Source organism: Ruegeria sp. BH6, from assembly GCF_056538105.1.
Genome location: NZ_JBQFSR010000003.1, coordinates 337,045 through 357,179, shown reverse-complemented (window position 1 = coordinate 357,179; position 20,135 = coordinate 337,045). Strand labels below are relative to the sequence as shown.

Below are 20,135 nucleotides of genomic sequence, written 5' to 3'. Positions count from 1 at the left end.
ACGATGTCGGATACTCTCAAGGGCAAACGCGGCCTGATCATGGGCGTGGCAAATGACCGCTCGATTGCATGGGGCATTGCCAAGGCCATGCACGAAGCCGGCGCAGAACTGGCGTTCACCTATCAGGGCGAAGCGTTCGGTAAGCGGCTGGAGCCATTGGCGCAAGGCCTGGGCAGCGATTTCATGGTGGATGCGGATGTCACCGACGACGAATCTTTGGACCGTGCTTTCGATGAGCTGGGCGCGCGCTGGCCTAGCATCGACTTCGTAGTTCACGCGATCGCCTATTCGGATAAATCCGAACTGACCGGCCGGTTTCTGAACACCACGCGGGCGAATTTCAAACACTCCATGGATGTGTCTGCCTATTCGTTTATCGAGGTTGCGCGACGCGCTTACCCGTTGATGAAGGACAATGGTGGTTCACTTCTGACGCTGACCTATCAGGGTTCGAACCGGGTCGTGCCGAACTACAATGTCATGGGCGTGGCCAAGGCAGCACTGGAATCGGCGACACGCTATCTGGCCAATGATCTGGGCCCCGAAGGCATCCGCGTCAACGCCATCTCGCCCGGCCCGATGAAAACGCTGGCAGGTGCGGCCATCGGCGGCGCGCGCAAGACCTACAAGTTCTGCGATCAGAACGCACCGATGCGCGCGAACGCAACGCTCGAAGCCGTCGGTGGCACTGCAGTTTACCTGACTTCGGACGCGGGGTCTTGCACCTCGGGCGAGATCATTCGGGTGGACGGTGGCTTCCACGTTCTGGGCATGCCACAACCCGATCACATGTGACCTGATCTTTCCCTGTCCGCGCCAAGATTTAACCATCTTTTCCGGGCAGTGATAGCGGCATGAGCAAAGCAGAACAAATCATCGCCACCACCACACGGGCATCCCGGCGCAAATCGGGTTTTCTGGGGCAACGCGGCCGGATCGCATTGCTGGCCCTGACCACGCTGCTGATGCTGTTTGTGTTCTTCACACAGGCAGAAGTCCGCACCACTCTCACATCCTGGACCAGCCTGATTTCAGGCTGATCCAACACGCTGGCCCACAGTTGTCAGTTGATTGAAACAACCTCGATATCAAAAATCAGATCCTGACCGGCCAACGGGTGATTGGCGTCCAGCGTGACGGTTGCGTCATCCACCTCCACCACCGTCACAGGCAGCGCTTGCCCATCCGGTGTCTGCATCTGTAGCTGAGTGCCGGGCTCAAGCGGGATGTCATCTGGTATCCCTTCGCGGGGGATCTGCTGCCGCATCGCCGGATTGATCGGGCCATAGGCATCCACGCAGGCAATCTCGACTCGTTTTTTTTCGCCCGCTGTCAGACCGGGCATGGCCGTATCCAGACCGGGAATGATTTGACCGGACCCAACCACAAATTCCAGCGGGTCGCGCCCTTCGGAACTGTCGAACACGTTTCCGTCCAGCAAAGTACCCTTGTAATGGATGCGAACCGTGTCGCCTTGTTTGATCTCGGTCATAGGTGGCCTCCGGCCGTTAAGAAATTGAGCGGCCAACCCTAGGGGGTAACGCGCTATTGTAAACCCTCCCCCCTTTTGTGCCTGCATCACTTGTGCCAACCTGCGCGCGAATGAGGGAGGGGAATTGATGCCGATCACCACTTGCGTATTCGATGCCTACGGCACGCTGTTCGACGTTGCCGCCGCCGCGCGGCAAGCCGCATCCGAGCCCGGGTTCGAGAAGCTGCAACGGAAATGGCCCGAATTGGCAAATCATTGGCGGCTGAAACAGTTGCAATACACTTGGCTGCGCGCGATCACCGATGCCCATACCGATTTCTGGGATGTCACGCAAGACGGGCTGGACTGGGCGTTGGACGCCACCGGGCTTGAGGGCGATCCCACCCTGCGCCAACGTCTGCTGGACCTGTATTGGGAATTGCAGGCCTATCCGGAAGTGCCCCAGATGCTGACCGCCCTGAAAGAGGGCGGTCTGAACACCGCGATTCTGTCCAACGGGTCGCCGCCCATGCTGGATGGTGCGGTGCAATCGGCAGGAATCGGCGGCGTGCTGGACGACGTGCTGTCAGTCGAAAGTGTTGGCGTCTTCAAACCTCATTCCAGTGTCTACGATCTGGTGCAGCAGCGTTTCGACTGTGCCCGTAACGAGGTACTTTTTGTCAGCTCGAACGGGTGGGACGCCGCCGGGGCCAGCGGGTACGGGTTCGTAACCGCCTGGGTTAATCGTGCAGATGAGCCAATGGATCGCTTGCCATGGACGCCCGCACATGTTCTGTCCGACCTGACAACGATCCCTCAACTGGCCGGAGTTTAATGGCTTTTTTCACCACGTCTGATGACAGGCGCCTTTTCTTCGATGACATCGGTGCCGGTACTCCGGTGCTGTGCCTTGCTGGGCTGACCCGCAACAGCCAGGATTTCGCGTTCCTGGCGCCACATATCACCGATGTGCGGATGATCACGATGGATTACCGGGGGCGCGGGCAATCGGATCATGACCCGGACTACATGAACTATAACATCGTTCGCGAATCCCTTGATGTGATCGAACTGCTGGATCATCTCAGATTGGACCGTGCGGTTGTCTTAGGCACTTCGCGCGGTGGGTTGATTGCCATGGCGCTGGCCGTCAGTCATCCCGAACGGCTGTCCGGGGTGATTCTGAATGATGTCGGCCCTGTGATCGACCCTGTAGGTATTGCCAAGATCATGGATTATGTAGGCAAACAGCCGACTTCAAAAACCTATGACGAGGCCGCGAAAATCTTACAGCAGGTGATGGAACAGCAATTCCCCGGGGTTTCACTGGACCGGTGGCGGCAGCAGGCGGAAATCCAATACGAACTGACCGACGATGGCCTGACGTTGCGCTATGATCCGGCCTTGCGCACTGCAGTACTGGAACAAACCGCTGCCGGCAAATTTCCGGATTTATGGATGTTCTTCGAAGCCTTGCGCGATATTCCGACAGGTGTCATTCGGGGCGCAAATTCGGATGTTCTCGGCAAGGATACGCTGGTCGAGATGCACAAACGTCACCCCGATCTTATCTCGGCAGAAATACCGGATCGCGGCCATGTGCCGTTTCTGGACGAACCGCAGTCTTTAGCCCTTATGCGCAAAGTATTGGATACCGTATGAGCACTTTGGAGATGATCGAAGCCGCCGCCGATCGGCTGCGAGGTCACATTCGGGAAACACCGCTGCTCACCTCGCCGTTTCTGGATGACCTGGCCGGTCGTCGAGTGCTGGTAAAGCCCGAATGTCTGCAACATACGGGCAGCTTCAAGTTCCGTGGCGCGTGGTCAGCGATCTCGGCGCTGAATGCACAGGACCGACAGCGCGGCGTGATCGCCTATTCCTCGGGCAATCACGCGCAGGGCGTGGCTTTGGCGGCAGCACGGCACGGCATTTCGTCAGTGATCATCATGCCCTCGGACGCGCCCCAGTTGAAGATCGACAACACCCGCGCACTGGGGGGCGAGGTTGTCCTGTATGATCGCGCAAACGAAAGCCGCGAAGAGATTGGCGAATCCCTGGCCACCGAACGCGGCCTGACCCTGATCCGCCCTTATGATGAACCGCAGGTAATCGCCGGTCAGGGCACCACCGGGCTGGAGCTTGTTCGGCAGGCCGCCGAAATGGGCGTTAAGCAAGGCGATGTTTTGGTCTGCTGCGGTGGCGGCGGGCTGACTTCAGGTATCGCTCTGGCGTTGGAAGGTCACGCACCCGGTCTGCGCGCCCGCCCCTGTGAGCCCGAAGGGTTCGACGACGTCAAACGCTCATTGGCCAGCGGTCAGATTCAGGCCAATGCTGAAACTGCGGGCAATATCTGTGACGCGATCCTGACGCCGCAGCCCGGACAGATTACCTTTCCAATTCTCAGCCGCTTGTGTGGTCCGGGCTTGTCGGTCACTGAAGAGGAAGCCATGCGTGCGATGGCTCTGGCCTTTCTGCGTTTGAAAATCGTGCTAGAACCGGGCGGCGCGGTATCGTTGGCTTCTGCCCTTTTCCGCAAGGAAAAAATCGAAGGCGACGCGGTGATCGTCGTGGCCTCGGGGGGCAATGTGGACCCGGAAGTCTTTGGAAAAGCGCTGGAATTCCTGACCTGACATTGATCAATGTTTGGGTCAACCTGATTCCTTAAAGTATGACGACAGGGGATTGTGTCATGCAGGTCGCAGATATTGGAGAAGTGCAGCTGCACTATCGCGTCGATGGTGATCCAAACGGCGCGCCCATTGTTTTTGCCAACTCGCTAGGAACCGACTTGCGCCTTTGGAACGCAATGCTGCCGCATCTGCCTGCCGGTTTACGGATCATTCGCTATGACAAGCGCGGGCATGGCCTGTCGTCACAACCGCCTGCCCCGTATTCCATGGGCGCGCTGGTGCGCGATGCCGAGGCATTGCTGGATCTGTTGGACGTTCGCGATTGCGTCTTTGTCGGCCTGTCCATCGGCGGTTTGATCGCGCAGGGATTGGCGGTAAAGCGTATGGATCAAATCCGCGCGCTGGTCCTGTCGAACACCGCCGCCAAGATCGGCATCCCTTCAATCTGGCAGGACCGTATGGATGCGGTGCGCCAAGGCGGTATCGAAGCGCTGGCCGATGCGACGATGGAACGGTGGTTTTCCAAAAGTTTCCGCTCAGAGCCGGAACACTTGCTGTGGCGCAACATGATGGTGCGACAGCCCGTGGACGGTTATCTGGGTTGCTGCGCGGCGATTTCGGGCACGGATTTCTACACCCCCACCAGCGGTTTGCGCCTGCCGACGCTGGGCATTGCCGGCAGCGAGGACGGCTCGACCCCTCCGGATCTGGTGCGCGAAACCGTTGAACTTATCCCTGGCTCGAAATTCGAATTGATGCGCCGGGCCGGTCACCTGCCCTGTGTTGAACAACCGACGGAATACGCCGCCCTGCTGCGTAATTTTCTGACCGATATTGGACATATTTGAAGGAGCACTGTTTTGGCAGATTTTCTGTTGATCCATGGATCGTGTCATGGCGCATGGTGCTGGCGTGATGTCATTCCCGCCCTGACGGCACTGGGTCACACGGCGCGCGCAATTGACCTGCCCAGCCACGGCTCGGACCCGACACCGATTGCCGATGTCACGCTGGACAGTTGCCGCGATGCAGTTCTCTCGGCCTCGACTCCGGAAACGATCCTCGTTGGCCATTCCTGGGGCGGCTATCCCATCAGCGCCGCCGCCGAGGCGGCCCCGAACGCCATGCGGGCCCTGATCTATCTGTGCGCATATGTTCCGCAAGACGGTCTTTCGATGATAGAGATGCGCAAAAGGGCCCCGCGCCAACTGGTCGTTGATGCCGTCGAAAAATCCACCGATTGCCTGTCCTACACGTTCAGGCCAGACATGGTGCAAGATTTGTTTTATCACGATTGCACACCTGAAACCGTACCCTATGCCCTTGCACGCATGTGCCCTCAGCCCATCGCACCGCAAGAAACTCCGCTGTCCGTCGCCGATAATTTCGCGTGCGTCCCCAAGGCTTACATCACCGCGACGGACGACCATACGATCCCAAGGGAATACGAAGAACAAATGAGCCACGTCGCGCCCGAAGATTTGCGAACAACAATCAACAGCTCGCATTCTCCGTTCTTCTCTCATCCCCGTCTTCTGTCCGAAATTCTGGACGATCTGGAACAAAAATTACCGGCGGCATGACCTGACGTTACAGGTGCTTCACAGGTGAACGAAGCGTGATAGGGTCCGGGCGAGTCTCGCGAGCGGTATCTATGCGTCTACCTTTTCTCTTCGTACTCGGCACGGTGATGATCGACGCCATGGGCATCGGTCTGGTGTTGCCCATCATGCCAGAGCTGATCATCGAGGTTCAGGGCGGCACTTTGGCCGACGCAGCGATCTGGGGCGGCGCGCTCAGCACCGCCTTTGCCGCGATGCAATTCGTATTTGGGCCAATTCTGGGCAACCTATCCGACGCCTATGGCCGGCGCACTGTGCTGTTGGTGTCCTTGTTCGTCATGTCGCTGGACTATGTGGTGATGGCGATTGCCGGCAGCATCTGGTTGCTGTTGGTCGGGCGCATCGTGGGTGGCATCACCGCGGCCACCCATGCCACGGCGGCGGCGTTCATGGCGGATGTCTCGAAACCGCACGAAAAGGCGGCGAATTTTGGCCTGCTGGGTGCCGCCTTCGGGGTGGGGTTTGTGCTGGGCCCAGTTATCGGTGGGTTACTGAGCGAATACGGAACCCGCGCGCCTTTTTGGGCGGCAGCCGCCTTGTCCGCGTTGACTTTTCTGGCGGGCCTTCTGGTCATGCCGGAAACGGTGACCGACAAAACCCGCCGGGCCTTCAGCCTGCGCCGCGCCAATCCGGTCAATTCTTTGCGTGCCATCGCATCCTTACCCGGCATCCGCCCGATGCTGTGGGTCTATTTCCTCTACTCGGTGTCCATCTACGTTTACCCCGCAATCTGGGCCTATTTCACAACCGAGCGCTTTGGCTGGTCACCTCAAATGATCGGTCTGTCACTGGGCGTGTACGGGATCGGCATGGCCGCTGTACAAGGTGGCCTGATCCGCCCCGCGACCCGGTACCTGGGTGAGAGGGTAACGATCATCTACGGTATGGCTTTCGAAGTGGTCAGCTTTCTGCTGTTGGCTTTCCTGACCAATGGCTTCATCGCTCTGATGCTGATCCCGATTACCGCAGTCGGTGCGGTGGTGACCCCTGCCCTGCAGGCCCTGACATCCCGCGCAACCCCGGATTCGCAACAAGGTGAGTTGCAGGGTGTGCTGACCTCGCTGCACGCTCTGTCGATGGTGATTTCGCCACTGGTGATGACCAGCGTGTTCGCTCATTTTGCCAAACCTGACGCGGCAATCTACCTGCCCGGCGCACCATTCCTGCTGGCCCTGGTTCTGATGGTCGTCGGATTTGCCTTATTTTTGCGATCGCGCCCTGTCGTGGCGTAACAACGACGCCTGGATGACGGTTTCCGTCTTGCGACATGCAGTTTCCCGCGCCACCGTGATCAAAAGGGAGTGAGGGACCACATGCAAACCATCAAAGCCGCCGTCTGCCGGGCGTTTGACGAACCTCTGGTCATCGAAGACGTCTTGCTGGCACCGCCGGGCGCGGGCGAGGTCGAAGTGACACTTGAGGCCGTGGCGATCTGCCATTCCGATATCACCTTTGCTAGCGGGGCATGGGGTGGGCATTTGCCTGCCGTCTATGGCCACGAAGCCGCTGGAGTGATCACCGCGATTGGCGACGAGGCCGGGGGTTTCAAGGTTGGCGACCCAGTAGTTGTTACCCTAATCCGCGCCTGCGGGTCCTGCCCGTCTTGCGCAGGCGGGCAGCCAACTATCTGCGAAACGCCCTATGACACCGTCAAAGGACCGTTGCAGACAGTGGACGGTGGTCCCTTAGATCAGGCGATGGCTTGCGGTGCCTTTGCCGAAAAGGTTGTCGTCAGCCACCGGCAAATCGTGAAACTTCCTGCTGAGATGCCGAAAGACGTGGCCAGCCTCCTGTCCTGCGGCGTGATCACCGGGGTCGGTGCGGCGGTGAATGCCGCGAAGCTACGCCCTGGTCAGGACGTGGTGGTCATCGGCGCGGGTGGTGTCGGGTTAAACGCCATTCAGGGGGCCCGTATCGCTGGGGCCCGTCGGATTGTGGCCGTCGACATGACCGAGGAAAAGCTGGACATCGCCATGGAATTTGGCGCGACGCATGGCGTGCTGGCCAGTCAGGATCAACCGTGGAAAGCCGCCTTCAAGGCACTGGGTGGGCGCGGCGCGGATGCGGTTCTGATCACCGTCGGTGCAATTCCGGCCTATGATCAGGCCCCGCGTTATTTGGGTCGGGGCGGCCGGGCGATCATGATCGGCATGCCGCATTCGGGCGATATGTCCAGCTATGAACCAGTGGTTCTGGCCGCGCTGGGTCAGGGCATGGTGGGTTCGAAAATGGGCGACGTGGTCATTCAGCGCGATATCCCGTGGATGATCGACCTGTATAAACAGGGGAGGCTGAAACTGGACGAGCTGATCTCGGGCCGGTGGTCCCTGGATCAGATCAACGAGGCAATCGAAGACACCAAAACCGGATCCGCCAAGCGCAACGTGATCCTGTTCGACAGGGGCTGACGCCATCCAAGGGGAGGACACCGGATGAAACTGCAGGACCTCGACATCATCGTTACCGCCCCACCTGCGCCGGGCTGGGGTGGACGGTACTGGATTTTAGTCAAAGTGACGACAGATACCGGGATCACCGGCTGGGGGGAATGTTATGCTTCATCCGTCGGTCCCGACGCGATGCAGCACGTGATCCGGGACGTGTTCGAACGGCATATGCTGGGCGAAAACCCGGAAAATATCGAGTTGATGTTCCGCCGTGCTTATTCCAGCGGCTTTACTCAGCGTCCCGATCTGACTGTCATGGGCGCGTTTTCGGGGCTTGAAATTGCCTGTTGGGACATTCTGGGCAAGGATCGTAACCGCCCGGTCTATGCCTTACTGGGTGGGGTGATGAACCAGCGCATCCGGGCCTACACCTACCTTTACCCCCTGCCGCAACATGATCTGTCCGATTTCTGGACTTCACCCGATCAGGCCGGTGAGTGCGCGGCCGAGATGGTACGGCGGGGATTCACCGCGGTGAAATTCGACCCGGCAGGCCCTTACACGATCCGCGGCGGGCATATGCCTGCGATGTCCGATATCTCAATGTCGGTCGCGTTCTGCAAAGCGATCCGCGAGGCCGTGGGGGACAGGGCCGACCTGCTGTTCGGCACCCATGGCCAGTTCAATACCGCAGGCGCAATCCGGTTGGGTCAGGCGCTGGAACCCTACTCTCTGCTGTGGTTCGAAGAACCCACCCCCCCCGACATGATCGAGGATATGGCCCGCGTCGCCCGCAACGTCCGCATCCCTGTCGCGACCGGAGAACGTATGACCACCAAGGCCGAATTCGGCGCGGTACTGCGTGCCGGGGCTGCCGAAATCCTGCAACCCGCCCTTGGCCGCGCTGGTGGCATATGGGAGATGAAGAAGGTCGCCGCCATGGCCGAGGTGTTCAATGCCCAAATGGCACCGCATCTATATGCCGGACCAATCGAGTGGGCCGCAAATATCCATCTGGCCGCGTCGATCCCAAATCTGTTGCTGCTGGAGACCATCGAAACGCCTTTCCACGATCAGCTGATCAAAGGCACTTTGCGTGTCGATGATGGTTTCGTGACCGCCCCAACCACACCCGGCCTTGGGATCGAGGTGGACGAGGACCTGGCCCGTGCGCATCCCTACACCGGCGACGGGCTACATTTGCAAATGCAGGAAGAACCTTGCGACTATGTCAACGGCAACGCCTTTCAAGGGGGTGCGCCAGCGACCGAGGGGTGACAACCAAACCGGTTTCAGGGCATATTGGTCCAACCCTATTGCGAACAAACAGGCTGCGTGTGACCCCCAAAGCCCAAGACACCGAAGGCGCACATTCTGAAAACCCCGCGGACATGAAAGAAAGCGCCGCGCGGGCTGCGGCGTTTCTGAAAACACTGGCCCATGAAGGCCGGCTCATGATCCTGTGCCATCTGGGCGACGGCGAAAAATCAGTGGGTGAGTTAGAGGACCTGCTGCAAATCCGGCAGGCCGCCGTCAGCCAGATGCTGGCCCGGTTGCGGCAGGAACGGCTGGTGTCCACGCGAAGAGACGGCAAGACCATCTATTACTCGCTGCAGGACGGCAACACCGCGCAGGTCATCGGGCTGCTTTACGAATTGTTCTGTAAGCCCAAGATCTAGTTCGAAACGTACCCAGCGATCACCTGCATCAGCTTGAATGCGGTAGCGGCATCGTTTTCGACCACCGCCAGGAATTCCTCTTCCCCGATCCGCAAGCAGGACAGTTCCGTCTCGGCAATCATGCTCAGGGCGCGGGGCTCCTTGCGGATCAGCCCCAGTTCCCCCACCAGTGCCCCCGGCCCCACTTTTGTGATCAGTTGATCCGGGCCTTCCATCTGCGGCAGGTACAGCCCGGCCTCGCCTTCAAGCACCACATAGGCCCCATCGGTGGGTTGGTCATCTTTCAGAAACACAACCTCGCCCGGCTTGGCATCGAACCAGCGCGCACCAAAGGCCAGCAGGCGCAACTGCCTGCGGTCAAGACCGGAAAACAGCGGCGTCTGTTCCAATGCGCGCAGCTTGCGCGCCAGATCGGCTGAGGCGGCGCTATCCTCTTCCACGGCATCATACCCTCCGTCCGAGACCACACGACCTTGCCGGATTTCGACAAACATGTCGAATACATCCGGATTTTCGAACTGGTCGTTCAGATAGATGACTGTCGTGTCGGGCAGCAACTGACGCAGGTTTTTGTAAACAGCAACTTGTGTCGCCATGTCATAGCTGGCAAGCGCGTTTTCCAGGATCAGGATGTCCGGCTTTTTGATCGTCGCGCGGGTAAAGGCCAGTGGTTCGGCAAAAACGGCGGGCAAGTTCTGACCACCGATTGCGACCGGGACGTCATAAATCAGTTCGACCACCAGCGGGCGCGCGCCGTTTTCGTCCAGCACATCGACAATCAGCTTACGCGCCTCGTCCGAACGACCGCCCCCGATCTGACTGACTTTGCCGAACAGGGCGTTTTCCATAACGGTCAGACCCGGCGCAAATGCCGTTTTGTCCAGCGAGACGAAAACGTCATGCAACCGCCCCAGCAATTTCTCGGAATGGCTGTGACGTAGTTCGAGGATTCGGTTCTTTAACTCATCGGTAAAGGCAGGCCCAATCTGTTCCGCCGAAATCACGAATGGCACCGCCAGCAGATTGGCCAGTTGTTCGTCATCCAGACCGGATACGCCCTCATTCCTGGTCCGCTCGACCAGTTCCAGCGCGGCCTCATAGGTTTGCGCCTCAAGTCCCAGCTTGCGGAACAGCGGGTGGTCGGTGCCGTCCAGACCAAAGATCTGACGCAGCATCTCGATCACATCGCGGGTCAGACCAACCAGTGTTTCGTCCAACCCCAACTCGCGCAGTTGTCCCAAAAAGACGGTTTGACGCGCCAGCAATTCCTGCGTGACCGGCACACGCGGCGTGGCGAACAGCAGGTTTTCCACCACCGGCAAGGCCGGGTTGTAGGTGTCGCGATCAAACACCAAAGCTTGTTGTTCCAGCCCAGCCTTTTGCACCGCCTGCTGGACCAAGGGGCGCAGCTCGACCAGTTTGCTGGCCAATTCCGGGTGTTCAATCGGATCAAACACTTGCTCTGATCCACGCTGGAACAAAGCCGCCCCCGACCCCATGCCATCGATCAGGTGCAACCACCAATCGCGCAGCGCATCGGGGCTGTCCAACCCGGCCTGAGACGGGTCAAGCCACTCGGCATCATACGGATCGGCGCTGTTGCCTGCCCGCTGTGTCTCAGCAAAATCAGGGTCGTCGGACTGCGTTGTCAGCGGCCTCTGACGCATCGGCATCATCACATTGTCACCCAAGGTCCCTTGAAACATAACTGGGCGTGACGAAGCGTAACCGATGCGCGCAGCCACCACACTCTGATGCAGGTTCGACAGGTTTTCGCCACCAATCTCGACCCGACCCGCGCTGGGCAGGATTTCCCGCGTCAGCAACTCAGCAACGGCGCGCCGGTCCTCTTCGCTGGGGGCCGCAATCCCAACAGTTTGTCCGCCCTTAAAGGTAAGGTTCAGATCATCCAAAACCTGATTGCCATCCATATCCCGAACCGAGACCCGATCCAGCGCGATATCCCCATTCAGATGTGGTCGCGTTTCGGGCTCGCCTTCGAACAGCTTTTCATCGGGCATTCCTGGCGGGGCAAAACGTTCGATCACCACGTCCCAGCGCAGCGACATGTCTTGCGTCTGGTTGTAGTAGGTCAGCAGCTCTTTCCACGGCGAACTCAGGTCCTTGTACGCCGCCAACGCCGCCACCAGCGCCCCCAATGAGACCGAGCCCTGCAACACCAGAAGGCCGCCAATCAAATAGAACATGAACGGCGTCAGCTGCGAGATGAAGTTGTTGATGAACTTCATAAAGAATTTTTTCTGGTAGATCTCGAACCGGATGCCGAACAGCCGTCCCAACTGTTCTGAGATCATCGCCCGGCGATAACGCCAGCCGCCATTGGCACGCAAGGTCGAAGCCCCGGCCGCATTCTCTCCAATCTGCGCGGCCAGCACGCGAACTTCCTGAATGCGTTTCTTGTTCAGTAAGTTGATCTGACGCTGCAGCTTGGGAATCAGCCACGCCTGCAGCGGTATCAAGGCCACAGCGGCCAGCCCGAACCAGACGCTTTGCAGGAACAGGAACGACAGGATCGTGATCATCTGTCCCGCCTGCAGAACCGGCTGGCTGATCGCATCGCCCATAAGCCCACCCATAGGTTCGCTTTCGGCGGTGATCATCGACACCATTTCGCCCTGGCTGACCCGCTCGAAATACGGTTGGGGGAAACGCAGGGCGCGGTTGATCAGTTGATAGCGGAACCGGCGCAGCATCCGTTCGCTCAGCACACCCTTCATGGTGTTGATGCGCATCTTCATCAGGCCATGCGCCAGTACCGCCAGTAAGAACGCGCCGCACAGAATAATCAGGAATGTGGTTTGCGGCACCTGATACCCCAGAACATCCACAATCGGGCTGGCTGCACCAATGGCATCGTTGATAATGCGCTTGGGCAATTCCAGTGTCAGATACAGCAGCGGGAACAGCGTTGACGTCACGGCCAGCAGAATTAGCTGATCGCGTTTTGAGTACTTCCAAATAAACCGGAAAATCGAACGTTCTATGGATCCTGCCCCTGTTTTGAATCACCGATCCGATCTGAAAGAAATTGCGGCGCATCCAACACGCTGAATTTACAGCATTCGTGACCACTGACGCAAATAGTTTCCAGTTTGCACATAAATTCGCCATGTGTGATCCAGTTTATTTGCGCCGCACCAGTTTAGCCCCTAGAGTTCGCTTTAGGACGATATCGGGAGAAACAATTTGACCGCCAGCTTGGGCGCAGTGTTGTTGATGCTCTGCTTGTTGCAGATCAAACATATGTTCGCGGATTTCTACCTTCAGACACCCAAAATGCTATCGGGTCGTGGTGAGTATCTTCACTGGGGTCGCGCGCAACATGCCGGTGTACATGTTATCGGATCCGTTATTGTCTTTGTGCTGTTCGGTGCGCCTTGGGCTTTTATTCTTATAATTGCCGCCCTGGAATGGTTCATACATTTCAACATCGATTTTGCCAAAGCCAGTTATTCTGACAAGAAAAAACTGATGCCAACACAGGCTGCTTTTTGGCGCGCTGCGGGTCTGGACCAGTTGATGCACAACCTGACCTATATCGCGATGGTCTGGGCCTGGGCGAAATTCGCCACCTGATCTGTTGGCCGTTTCAGGCGAAATCTATCAGGGCTGACGCGCGATAGGCTGCCAGCCATTGCTGGTCCAACGCATCAAGCTTGCTAGTGTCGAACCTGTCCGCAACTTCCCAATACCGCCCCGAGGGCACGTGATACCCCAGCTCATTTTCCGACTGGACAATGGTCTGCATCGCGTCGGTTTCGGGTAAGTCGTCTCTTACAAGATCACCGATCTCGACGGACGGAAACAGCAGGCGGCTCTCCCCTTTTGACAGCCTGACGACCTGGCATCCCTGATCTGCACCAAACAGCGCCAGGCGCGCCGATTTAGCCTCGAGCGACCGCAGAGTGATATCTTTACGCAAAGGATCAGCCTGACCGGTTCCGTAGAAATGCGTCTTCCCGGTATCCGGGTAGATCATGTCACAGCCGAAAAAGGCCAGCACCGCAGGCCTTAGCGCCGCCAAGGCCCAATAGCCCGCGGTAAACGCCATCGTTCCGCCAGCGTAGACAAACCCACCAAACCCATTTTGCGCCGGTACATAGTCCTGCGCCGTGATGATCCGCTGATGCGGGGCAAGTCCAGTTGGATGGTTTGTTATCGGGAAATCTTCGGGGTGGATCAGCATGTCCCAATCTGGCCGGATGCGCCAGGCGTTATTGATCGCGACAATATGGGTAAAGGGATCGCGCGCCCAGCCTTGCGCGGCCAAGGCGCCGGGCGCGCTGCCCAGTATCAGAACTCGGTTCGATGGTTCAGTCATCCAGGACCCCACAAACGGTTCCTGGAAAGACTAGAGCAGTTTTGCAGGCAGGCTAGCCCAGAACCGAAAAACTGCTTTCTTCGTTGATCGGACGTTTACGCGAGTAGAACCCAACATCGATCATCCGCTTGATATAGGGCAGCTCGAACTGCAGTGGCTGCGCATCGTGATCCGCCCCACCCTCGCAATAGTCGATCAGGGCCGTCATCATCTTTCCTGCGATCGGCGCGTTCTTGTACTGGTTTCCACTGGTGCCGCAGGCCATGTAAAACCCCGGCAGGCTGGATTTGTCATAGATCGGAATCCAATCGGTCGACGCATCATACAGATCAACCACCCCACGGGTTTTGGACGGGATGCCAAGGCTGGGCACCCGCTGGGCATAGCGCATCGCCTGTGTGGTCCACTGGTCGGTGAAGTCGTGATTGTAGTGCACGTCATCCTCGCACCACTGATGCGGATCGCATTCGGGATCTTCTGAACCCACGAGGATATGATTGCCATGTTCAGGGCGGCAGTAACACGCGATATCGCTGTCCGACACAATAGTACCGTCATTTTCGAAATCGAATCCCTCAGGCGCGGGGACGTGAACCACTTCCTGTCGCAGAGGGCGGGTTTCGATGGTCATGTCATCCAATACGCCAGCCATCTTGTTGATAATCGCTGATCCCGGTCCAGCGACATTTACCACGACCTTGGCGCGGATTTCCTCGCCCGAGGCCAGTTTGACCCCGGCCACGCGACCACCTTCCGTCAGAATTTCAATCACTTCAGCCCCGGTGCGCACTTCTGCCCCATGCTGTTTGGCGGCATCCATCAGGTTCTGCGCCGACAAGGCCGGGTCGGTAACGTATCCGGCCTGCGGCCAAAACACACCGCCCTGCATCTTGCGCCCGTTCGGCTGGCCAAATTCCGGGTCCTCCATGCGTTTGGGCGGGGTAAAGCTGTCCAATGAATAAACCGGCAGACGCTCCGTGATTTTTTCAGGCGACCAATCTTCGAACGGGCAATCCAGATCCGCACTGTTTTTCATGTGCTTTTCCAGCATCCCGTTGGCTTCGGTCTTCATCACCAGACATCCGGTTTCACGAAACTGCGCCAGATTGGCATCTGCTGGCAGGCCCAGATATTCGGCCCAGTCGCGCCAATAGTGATAGCCTTCCCACGCAAAGGCCGTGCCATCGAAGGTCGAATAATGCATCCGAATGATCGCGCAGGACCCGGCGGTCGAGCCGTGACCGACCTGAGCATTGCGGTCCAACGACAGAGTTTTCCACCCGGCCTTGGCCATCTCGAACGCAATGGCCGCGCCGATGACACCCGTGCCAATGATAATTGCGTCTGGTTGAATCATTCTGTTGCTCCCTCCCAATAGCGCGTTGAATAGGCGCTGAATTCTTCGACTTCTTCGGGCCTGGGTTCGACTCCGGTGAAGACGTAAAGGTAATGCGACACCAGCGACAGCCGCGTTTCCATCGGCTCGTTCAACTGCGCCAGATCGTACCCGATTTGCATGTAGTACAACACGCGCGCGCGGGTTTCGGCCTCGATCTCGGGATACCCATACCGCGCAAACATGGCGTGCAACGCCTCAAGCCGCCGCGCGTCCGATTGATCCAGGGCTCGTCGCACCTTGCCCGACTTACGCGCCCAGTCACGTACGGCGAAATCCAACGCAGTGTCGAAAAGACCCGTGTTCACTACGCAGCGATGCACATTGCAGACGGCGGCGGTGATGGTTTCGGCGGGTGCTTCGGCCTGCGCAACCAGCGCCGCTGTATTGGTTGCCTGCCAGCGAGCCAGCAGCGCGTCCAGCAATTCCTGCCGGGACTTGAAATACCAATAGAAAGATGATCGCGACACGGCCATCCGCTCGGCCAGGTTCAGAACCTTGATCTGGTCCACCCCGTCCGAGATCAGCACATCCATCGCCACGTTCAGCCAATCGTCGCGCGTGACCTTGATGTTGCCGACCAGCGGTTCGGCCTTGGGATCGTCCCTATGCAGGATCGGTTTTGTGTTCATTCAACTCTCCGGCGGTGCGCCGCCTTCAGCCGTACGGCGTGCGATGAAGTCCTGCAAGTCACCCAACCTGTCGCTGTCCCCGGCAGGGGCTTTGAAATCGTTCAGGATGGTCTTCCAAACGTCCGTTGCACGGTGATTGGCGTCGATTGATCCGCGCTCAGTCCAGGTGCCGAAATTGGCATAGTCATGCACATGGGGCTCGTAGAATTCGGTATTGTAGCGCTCCATCGTCTGGCTGGAGGCAAAGAAATGCCCGCTGGGTTCAACCTCACGCAGGGCGGTGTCATAACCGATCTCGGCCGTGCCCGCTTGTGCGCCAGCACACAGCTCGGCCACCATATTCAGCACTTCGGCGTCACAGATCATCTTTTCGAACGAGACCGTCAATCCACCCTCAAGCCACCCGGCCGAATGGATGATCACCGTGGCCCCGGCCATCAGACACCCCCAAAGGCCAAACTGATTTTCATTCGCGGCCTGAACGTCGTTTACATTCGAAGCCGACCCGGCGGCGGACCGCCACGGAAGGCCCAGGTGCCGCGCCAACTGCCCCGCCGCCAGAGACGCCTGGAAATGCGAAGGCGTCCCAAACGCTGGAGCCCCCGATTTCATGTCCACGTTGCTGGTGAAGGTCCCATAACACACCGGCGCGCCGGGATTGGTTAGCTGGGTCAGGGTAACCGCTGCCAAAGCCTCGGCATGAGACAGCGTAATCGCCCCGGCCACAGTAATGGGTGCCATCGCCCCCATTAGCGTGAACGGCGTGACAATCGACATCTGTCCGTGGCGGGCAAAGTCGATTAGACCTTGCGCCATAGGGATATCCAACGTCCGCGGACTGTTGGTATTGATGATCGTATAGCTGTGCGGGGTGGCGCGGAATTCATCGTCCGGCAGGCCACGCGCAGTGGTCAGCATCTCAAAACAATCCATCACCTGCGGCGTTCCGCGAGAGTAGAAGAACGGGAACTTGTCAGTCAGCTCCATCTGCGCCTGCGTGGTGAAATAGTGGCGCAGGTGGGTCGGCACGTCCTGTGGTTCGACCTGCGGCGAAATCATCTGGAACACATCAAAGTGGTGCGTAAGTTTCAAAAAATCCAGATAGTCCTGCCCCGTCGCGGGGCGACGACCCTTTTCCAGATCGGTGGCATTCGGAGCCCCTGCCCCTGGTTGAAACACAAGACTGCCCAGTTCCAGCCTGAAATCACGACGGCGCGCGCCAGCACGGCAATTGATGGACTTGGGGGCTGACGTTATGGCGGCCTCAACGATCTCTCGACCGATGAAGACCATTTCACTGTCTTCCTCTACCCGTGCGCCTGCCTTGTCGAATATTCGGCGCGCCTCAGGCAGCAGAACCTTAATCCCCAGCTCCTGAAGCGTCCGCAGGGCGGTTTCGTGCATATCGGCGATCTGATCCGCCGGGAACACCTCCATCACCGGGAACGGGTTGCGCAGCTGGCGGTAATTTACATCGCGACTTGGCACAGGCACGGCGTCTGCACCGCGTCCACGACGCCGCCTGCCGCGCTCGGATGTTTGCGAGATCACCATCAGCCCCTCATCGCCTTACCGTTCGGATCGTATGGGGACGTTGCGATCACACACGCGGGGCGTTCAACACCAACCACATGAACCGTCAACTCGGTACCCGGTTCGGCCTTGTCACGTTCGACCAGAGCCATAGCCAGAGATTTTCCGGTATAGTGCCCATAGCCGCCCGAAGTTACGAAACCCACTCGGTCTTCGCCCGACCAGATCGGCTCGTACCCGCTGGCGTCAGCGTCCAGCGCGTCTATTTCCAGCGTTACTTGCACTTGCGCCGGGCCGTTTCCGTCACGCTCGGCCAATGCGGCGTCTTTGCCGACGAAATCCTTATCCCAGTCGATCCAGCGATCCATTCCTGTCATCCCCGGCGTGTAGGCCTGGGTGAACTCCGCCGACCAGATACCAAAGCTTTTTTCCAGCCGCGTCGACAGCATCGCGTTGAAGCCGCATTCGCGAATACCTTCATCCGCCCCGGCCTCAAGCAGCATCCGGCGCAGCGCAATATGATCGCCATAGCGGCAGTTGATCTCATAGCCTTTTTCGCCTGTCACCGACATACGCGCGACGCGGGCGCGAACGAGGCCGATATCAAATTCATCGCAGCCCATGAACCCAAGACCCGAGATATCCTGTTCCGCCAGTTTCTCGACCACTGCCTGCGATTTCGGCCCTACCACAGCGAAACCACAATACTCTTCACCCAGATCACGGATATTGACGCCGTCGATCATGTGATCGTCGAACCAGCGCATGTGCCAGGCGCGCAGATAATAGCTGCCCATGATCCACCAGGTGTCGTCGCCCCAGTTAAGAACGGTCAGATCCCCTTTGAGCCGCCCGTCCTCGCCCAGCATCGGGGCCAATTTGGCACGGCCCGGCGCGGGGAGTTTCGATGCCATGACCTTATCGAGCCAAACCTCAGCATTGGGGCCGCTGACCTCGAACCGCGAAAAGCCCGAGATATCCAACAGGCCGACGCCTTCGCGGATCACCTTGCATTCCTCGGCCACGATGTCGTGAGCGTTTGATCGTTTGAGCGTCGGTGTTTCCTCAAACCCTTTCGGCGCGAAATACAGCGGCACTTCCAGATCCCAGCTAACACCCCATTTGCAGCCGGCCTCTGTCATTGCGTCATGGGCGGGCGCCATCTTCAGCGGACGGCCCGCGGGCAGTTGCTCATTCGGGTAGGTCATTACGAAACGGCGGGAATAGAACTGCCCGGTGGTTTCGCGGATATAGCGTTTGTTCTGCGCGAAATCACCATACCGCGCCACGTCCATCGGCCATGCATCCGCCTCAGGCTCGCCATGGATCATCCACTCGGCCAATGTTTTGCCAACGCCGCCGCCCTGCAAGAACCCGGCCATCACCGCGCAGGCCGACCAATAACCGCGCTTGCCCGGAACGGGTCCGACCAGCGGGTTACCATCTGGCGAGAAAGTAAACGCCCCGTTTACCCATGTCTTGATCCCCACGTTCTGAATCGAGGGGTATCGCTCAAAGCCCAGCGTCAGTTCGTTTTCAATCCGATCCAGCTGTTCTTGGAACAGCTCTTCGCCGTAATTCCACGGTGCGCCGTCCATGGCCCAGTGTTCGTGATCAATCTCGTAGATACCAACAAGGACGCCCTTCTGGTCCTGCCGCATATAGGTGAAGCCTTCGAGGTCGACGGTCATCGGCATCTCGAAATCCGCCTGCGCCACTTCGGGCACCGTGTCGGTAATCAGATAGTGGTGTTTCAGCGGCGAGACCGGCAGTTCGATGCCAGCCATGCGGCCCACCTGTTTGGCCCAAAGCCCAGCCGCATTGACCACATGTTCGCAAGTGATCGTGCCCTTGTCGGTCACCACCTTCCAACCATCCGCGGTTTGGATCAGCTCCTCAACCTTGGTTTCCTCGTAATACTCGGCACCACGTTTTCTGGCCGCCGTTGCATAAGCCTGCACCGTGCCGGTCGTGTCGATATAGCCCTCGCGGTCCGCCCACATTGCACCCAGCACGCCGTCGGTGGACATGATCGGGCAACGGCGCTGCGCCTCTTCCGGAGACAGCAACTCGCAATCCTCAATGCCGATAGACTGAAAAATACGGTAGTTCGCCTGCAACCACTCCCACCGTTCGGGCGTTCCAGCCAACGTCAGGCCACCGGTCATGTGCATACCGATATTCTGACCCGATTCCTTTTCAATCTCACTAAGCAGATCGATGGTATACGCCTGCAGCGAGGCCATATTTGGGTCAGCGTTCAACGCATGAACCCCTCCGGCAGCGTGCCAGGAAGATCCCGATGCCAACCGCCGCCGTTCCAGCATCACCACATCCGACCAGCCGAACTTGGCCAGGTGATACAGAACCGAGGCGCCCACAACGCCGCCCCCGATAACCACAACACGGTACTGAGATTTCATCCTGCCCTCCCAACATG

The 20,135-nt window shown here is 58.6% G+C and carries 19 protein-coding genes; 12 read left to right on the top strand and 7 right to left on the bottom strand.

Annotated features, from left to right (window positions below; all coding sequences use genetic code 11):
- The first annotated feature begins 3 nt into the window (after positions 1–3).
- Both ACR0B8_RS09850 and ACR0B8_RS09845 read left to right on the top strand, forming a co-directional pair.
- On the top strand, positions 4–795 hold the full coding sequence (locus ACR0B8_RS09850; RefSeq protein ID WP_170362456.1) for an enoyl-ACP reductase FabI: 792 nt from the start codon (positions 4–6) through the stop codon (positions 793–795).
- 59 nt (positions 796–854) lie between these two features.
- On the top strand, positions 855–1,040 hold the full coding sequence (locus tag ACR0B8_RS09845) for a hypothetical protein (RefSeq protein ID WP_170351780.1): 186 nt from the start codon (positions 855–857) through the stop codon (positions 1,038–1,040).
- Between the two features lie 23 nt (positions 1,041–1,063).
- Here ACR0B8_RS09845 and ACR0B8_RS09840 read toward each other — a convergent pair whose 3' ends face one another.
- Entirely contained in the window at positions 1,064–1,492 is a 429-nt protein-coding gene (locus ACR0B8_RS09840; RefSeq protein WP_170351781.1) for an FKBP-type peptidyl-prolyl cis-trans isomerase, read from the bottom strand.
- Between the two features lie 127 nt (positions 1,493–1,619).
- Between ACR0B8_RS09840 and ACR0B8_RS09835 the strand changes: the two genes are divergently transcribed.
- The 9 genes from ACR0B8_RS09835 (at position 1,620) to ACR0B8_RS09795 (ending at position 9,792) form a co-directional block, all read left to right on the top strand.
- Positions 1,620–2,306: a haloacid dehalogenase type II gene (locus ACR0B8_RS09835; RefSeq protein WP_170362457.1), complete on the top strand. Its 687-nt coding sequence runs from the start codon at positions 1,620–1,622 to the stop codon at positions 2,304–2,306.
- A complete protein-coding gene (locus ACR0B8_RS09830; RefSeq protein WP_170362458.1) occupies positions 2,306–3,133 on the top strand; it encodes an alpha/beta fold hydrolase in 828 nt (275 codons plus the stop codon). The genes ACR0B8_RS09835 and ACR0B8_RS09830 overlap by 1 nt, the downstream gene beginning before the upstream one ends.
- Positions 3,130–4,104: a threonine ammonia-lyase gene (locus ACR0B8_RS09825; RefSeq protein ID WP_170362459.1), complete on the top strand. Its 975-nt coding sequence runs from the start codon at positions 3,130–3,132 to the stop codon at positions 4,102–4,104. The genes ACR0B8_RS09830 and ACR0B8_RS09825 overlap by 4 nt, the downstream gene beginning before the upstream one ends.
- A 59-nt stretch (positions 4,105–4,163) precedes the next feature.
- The gene (gene pcaD, locus ACR0B8_RS09820) at positions 4,164–4,952 is read left to right on the top strand and encodes a 3-oxoadipate enol-lactonase (protein WP_170362460.1); all 789 of its coding nucleotides are present in this window, start codon (positions 4,164–4,166) and stop codon (positions 4,950–4,952) included.
- Positions 4,953–4,964: 12 nt separating this feature from the next.
- Complete coding sequence (locus ACR0B8_RS09815) at positions 4,965–5,687, top strand: alpha/beta fold hydrolase (protein WP_170362461.1); 723 nt, start codon at positions 4,965–4,967, stop codon at positions 5,685–5,687.
- Between the two features lie 71 nt (positions 5,688–5,758).
- On the top strand, positions 5,759–6,958 hold the full coding sequence (locus ACR0B8_RS09810; RefSeq protein ID WP_170362462.1) for a TCR/Tet family MFS transporter: 1,200 nt from the start codon (positions 5,759–5,761) through the stop codon (positions 6,956–6,958).
- Between the two features lie 81 nt (positions 6,959–7,039).
- Entirely contained in the window at positions 7,040–8,134 is a 1,095-nt protein-coding gene (locus ACR0B8_RS09805; protein ID WP_170362463.1) for a Zn-dependent alcohol dehydrogenase, read from the top strand.
- Between the two features lie 24 nt (positions 8,135–8,158).
- Positions 8,159–9,391, top strand: a complete 1,233-nt coding sequence (locus ACR0B8_RS09800; RefSeq protein WP_170362464.1) for a mandelate racemase/muconate lactonizing enzyme family protein — start codon at positions 8,159–8,161, stop codon at positions 9,389–9,391.
- A 113-nt stretch (positions 9,392–9,504) separates the two neighbouring features.
- Positions 9,505–9,792 (top strand): ArsR/SmtB family transcription factor, encoded by a 288-nt coding sequence (locus tag ACR0B8_RS09795; protein ID WP_170351829.1) that lies wholly within the window; start codon positions 9,505–9,507, stop codon positions 9,790–9,792.
- On the opposite strand, the gene ACR0B8_RS09790 is transcribed toward ACR0B8_RS09795, so the two are convergent.
- Entirely contained in the window at positions 9,789–12,785 is a 2,997-nt protein-coding gene (locus ACR0B8_RS09790) for an ABC transporter transmembrane domain-containing protein (protein ID WP_226688973.1), read from the bottom strand. The two genes, ACR0B8_RS09795 and ACR0B8_RS09790, sit on opposite strands and share 4 nt — an antisense overlap.
- A 244-nt stretch (positions 12,786–13,029) precedes the next feature.
- On the opposite strand from ACR0B8_RS09790, the gene ACR0B8_RS09785 reads away from it, so the two are divergent.
- Positions 13,030–13,389 carry a DUF3307 domain-containing protein gene (locus tag ACR0B8_RS09785; protein WP_413247483.1) on the top strand — a complete coding sequence of 120 codons (360 nt, stop codon included), beginning with the start codon at positions 13,030–13,032 and terminating at the stop codon, positions 13,387–13,389.
- 13 nt (positions 13,390–13,402) lie between these two features.
- Here ACR0B8_RS09785 and ACR0B8_RS09780 read toward each other — a convergent pair whose 3' ends face one another.
- Genes ACR0B8_RS09780 through ACR0B8_RS09760 form a run of 5 tightly spaced genes read right to left on the bottom strand, consistent with a single transcriptional unit; the run spans position 13,403 to position 20,118 of the window.
- Complete coding sequence (locus ACR0B8_RS09780; protein ID WP_226688936.1) at positions 13,403–14,134, bottom strand: hypothetical protein; 732 nt, start codon at positions 14,132–14,134, stop codon at positions 13,403–13,405.
- 52 nt (positions 14,135–14,186) lie between these two features.
- Positions 14,187–15,491, bottom strand: coding sequence for an NAD(P)/FAD-dependent oxidoreductase (locus ACR0B8_RS09775; protein WP_226688935.1), 1,305 nt, complete (start codon positions 15,489–15,491; stop codon positions 14,187–14,189).
- Positions 15,488–16,162: a TetR/AcrR family transcriptional regulator gene (locus ACR0B8_RS09770; RefSeq protein WP_226688934.1), complete on the bottom strand. Its 675-nt coding sequence runs from the start codon at positions 16,160–16,162 to the stop codon at positions 15,488–15,490. Before ACR0B8_RS09770 ends, ACR0B8_RS09775 begins: the two co-directional genes overlap by 4 nt.
- Positions 16,163–17,716, bottom strand: coding sequence for a trimethylamine methyltransferase family protein (locus ACR0B8_RS09765; RefSeq protein WP_170362469.1), 1,554 nt, complete (start codon positions 17,714–17,716; stop codon positions 16,163–16,165).
- Positions 17,716–20,118 carry a GcvT family protein gene (locus ACR0B8_RS09760; RefSeq protein ID WP_226688933.1) on the bottom strand — a complete coding sequence of 801 codons (2,403 nt, stop codon included), beginning with the start codon at positions 20,116–20,118 and terminating at the stop codon, positions 17,716–17,718. The genes ACR0B8_RS09765 and ACR0B8_RS09760 overlap by 1 nt, the downstream gene beginning before the upstream one ends.
- Positions 20,119–20,135 lie beyond the last annotated feature (17 nt).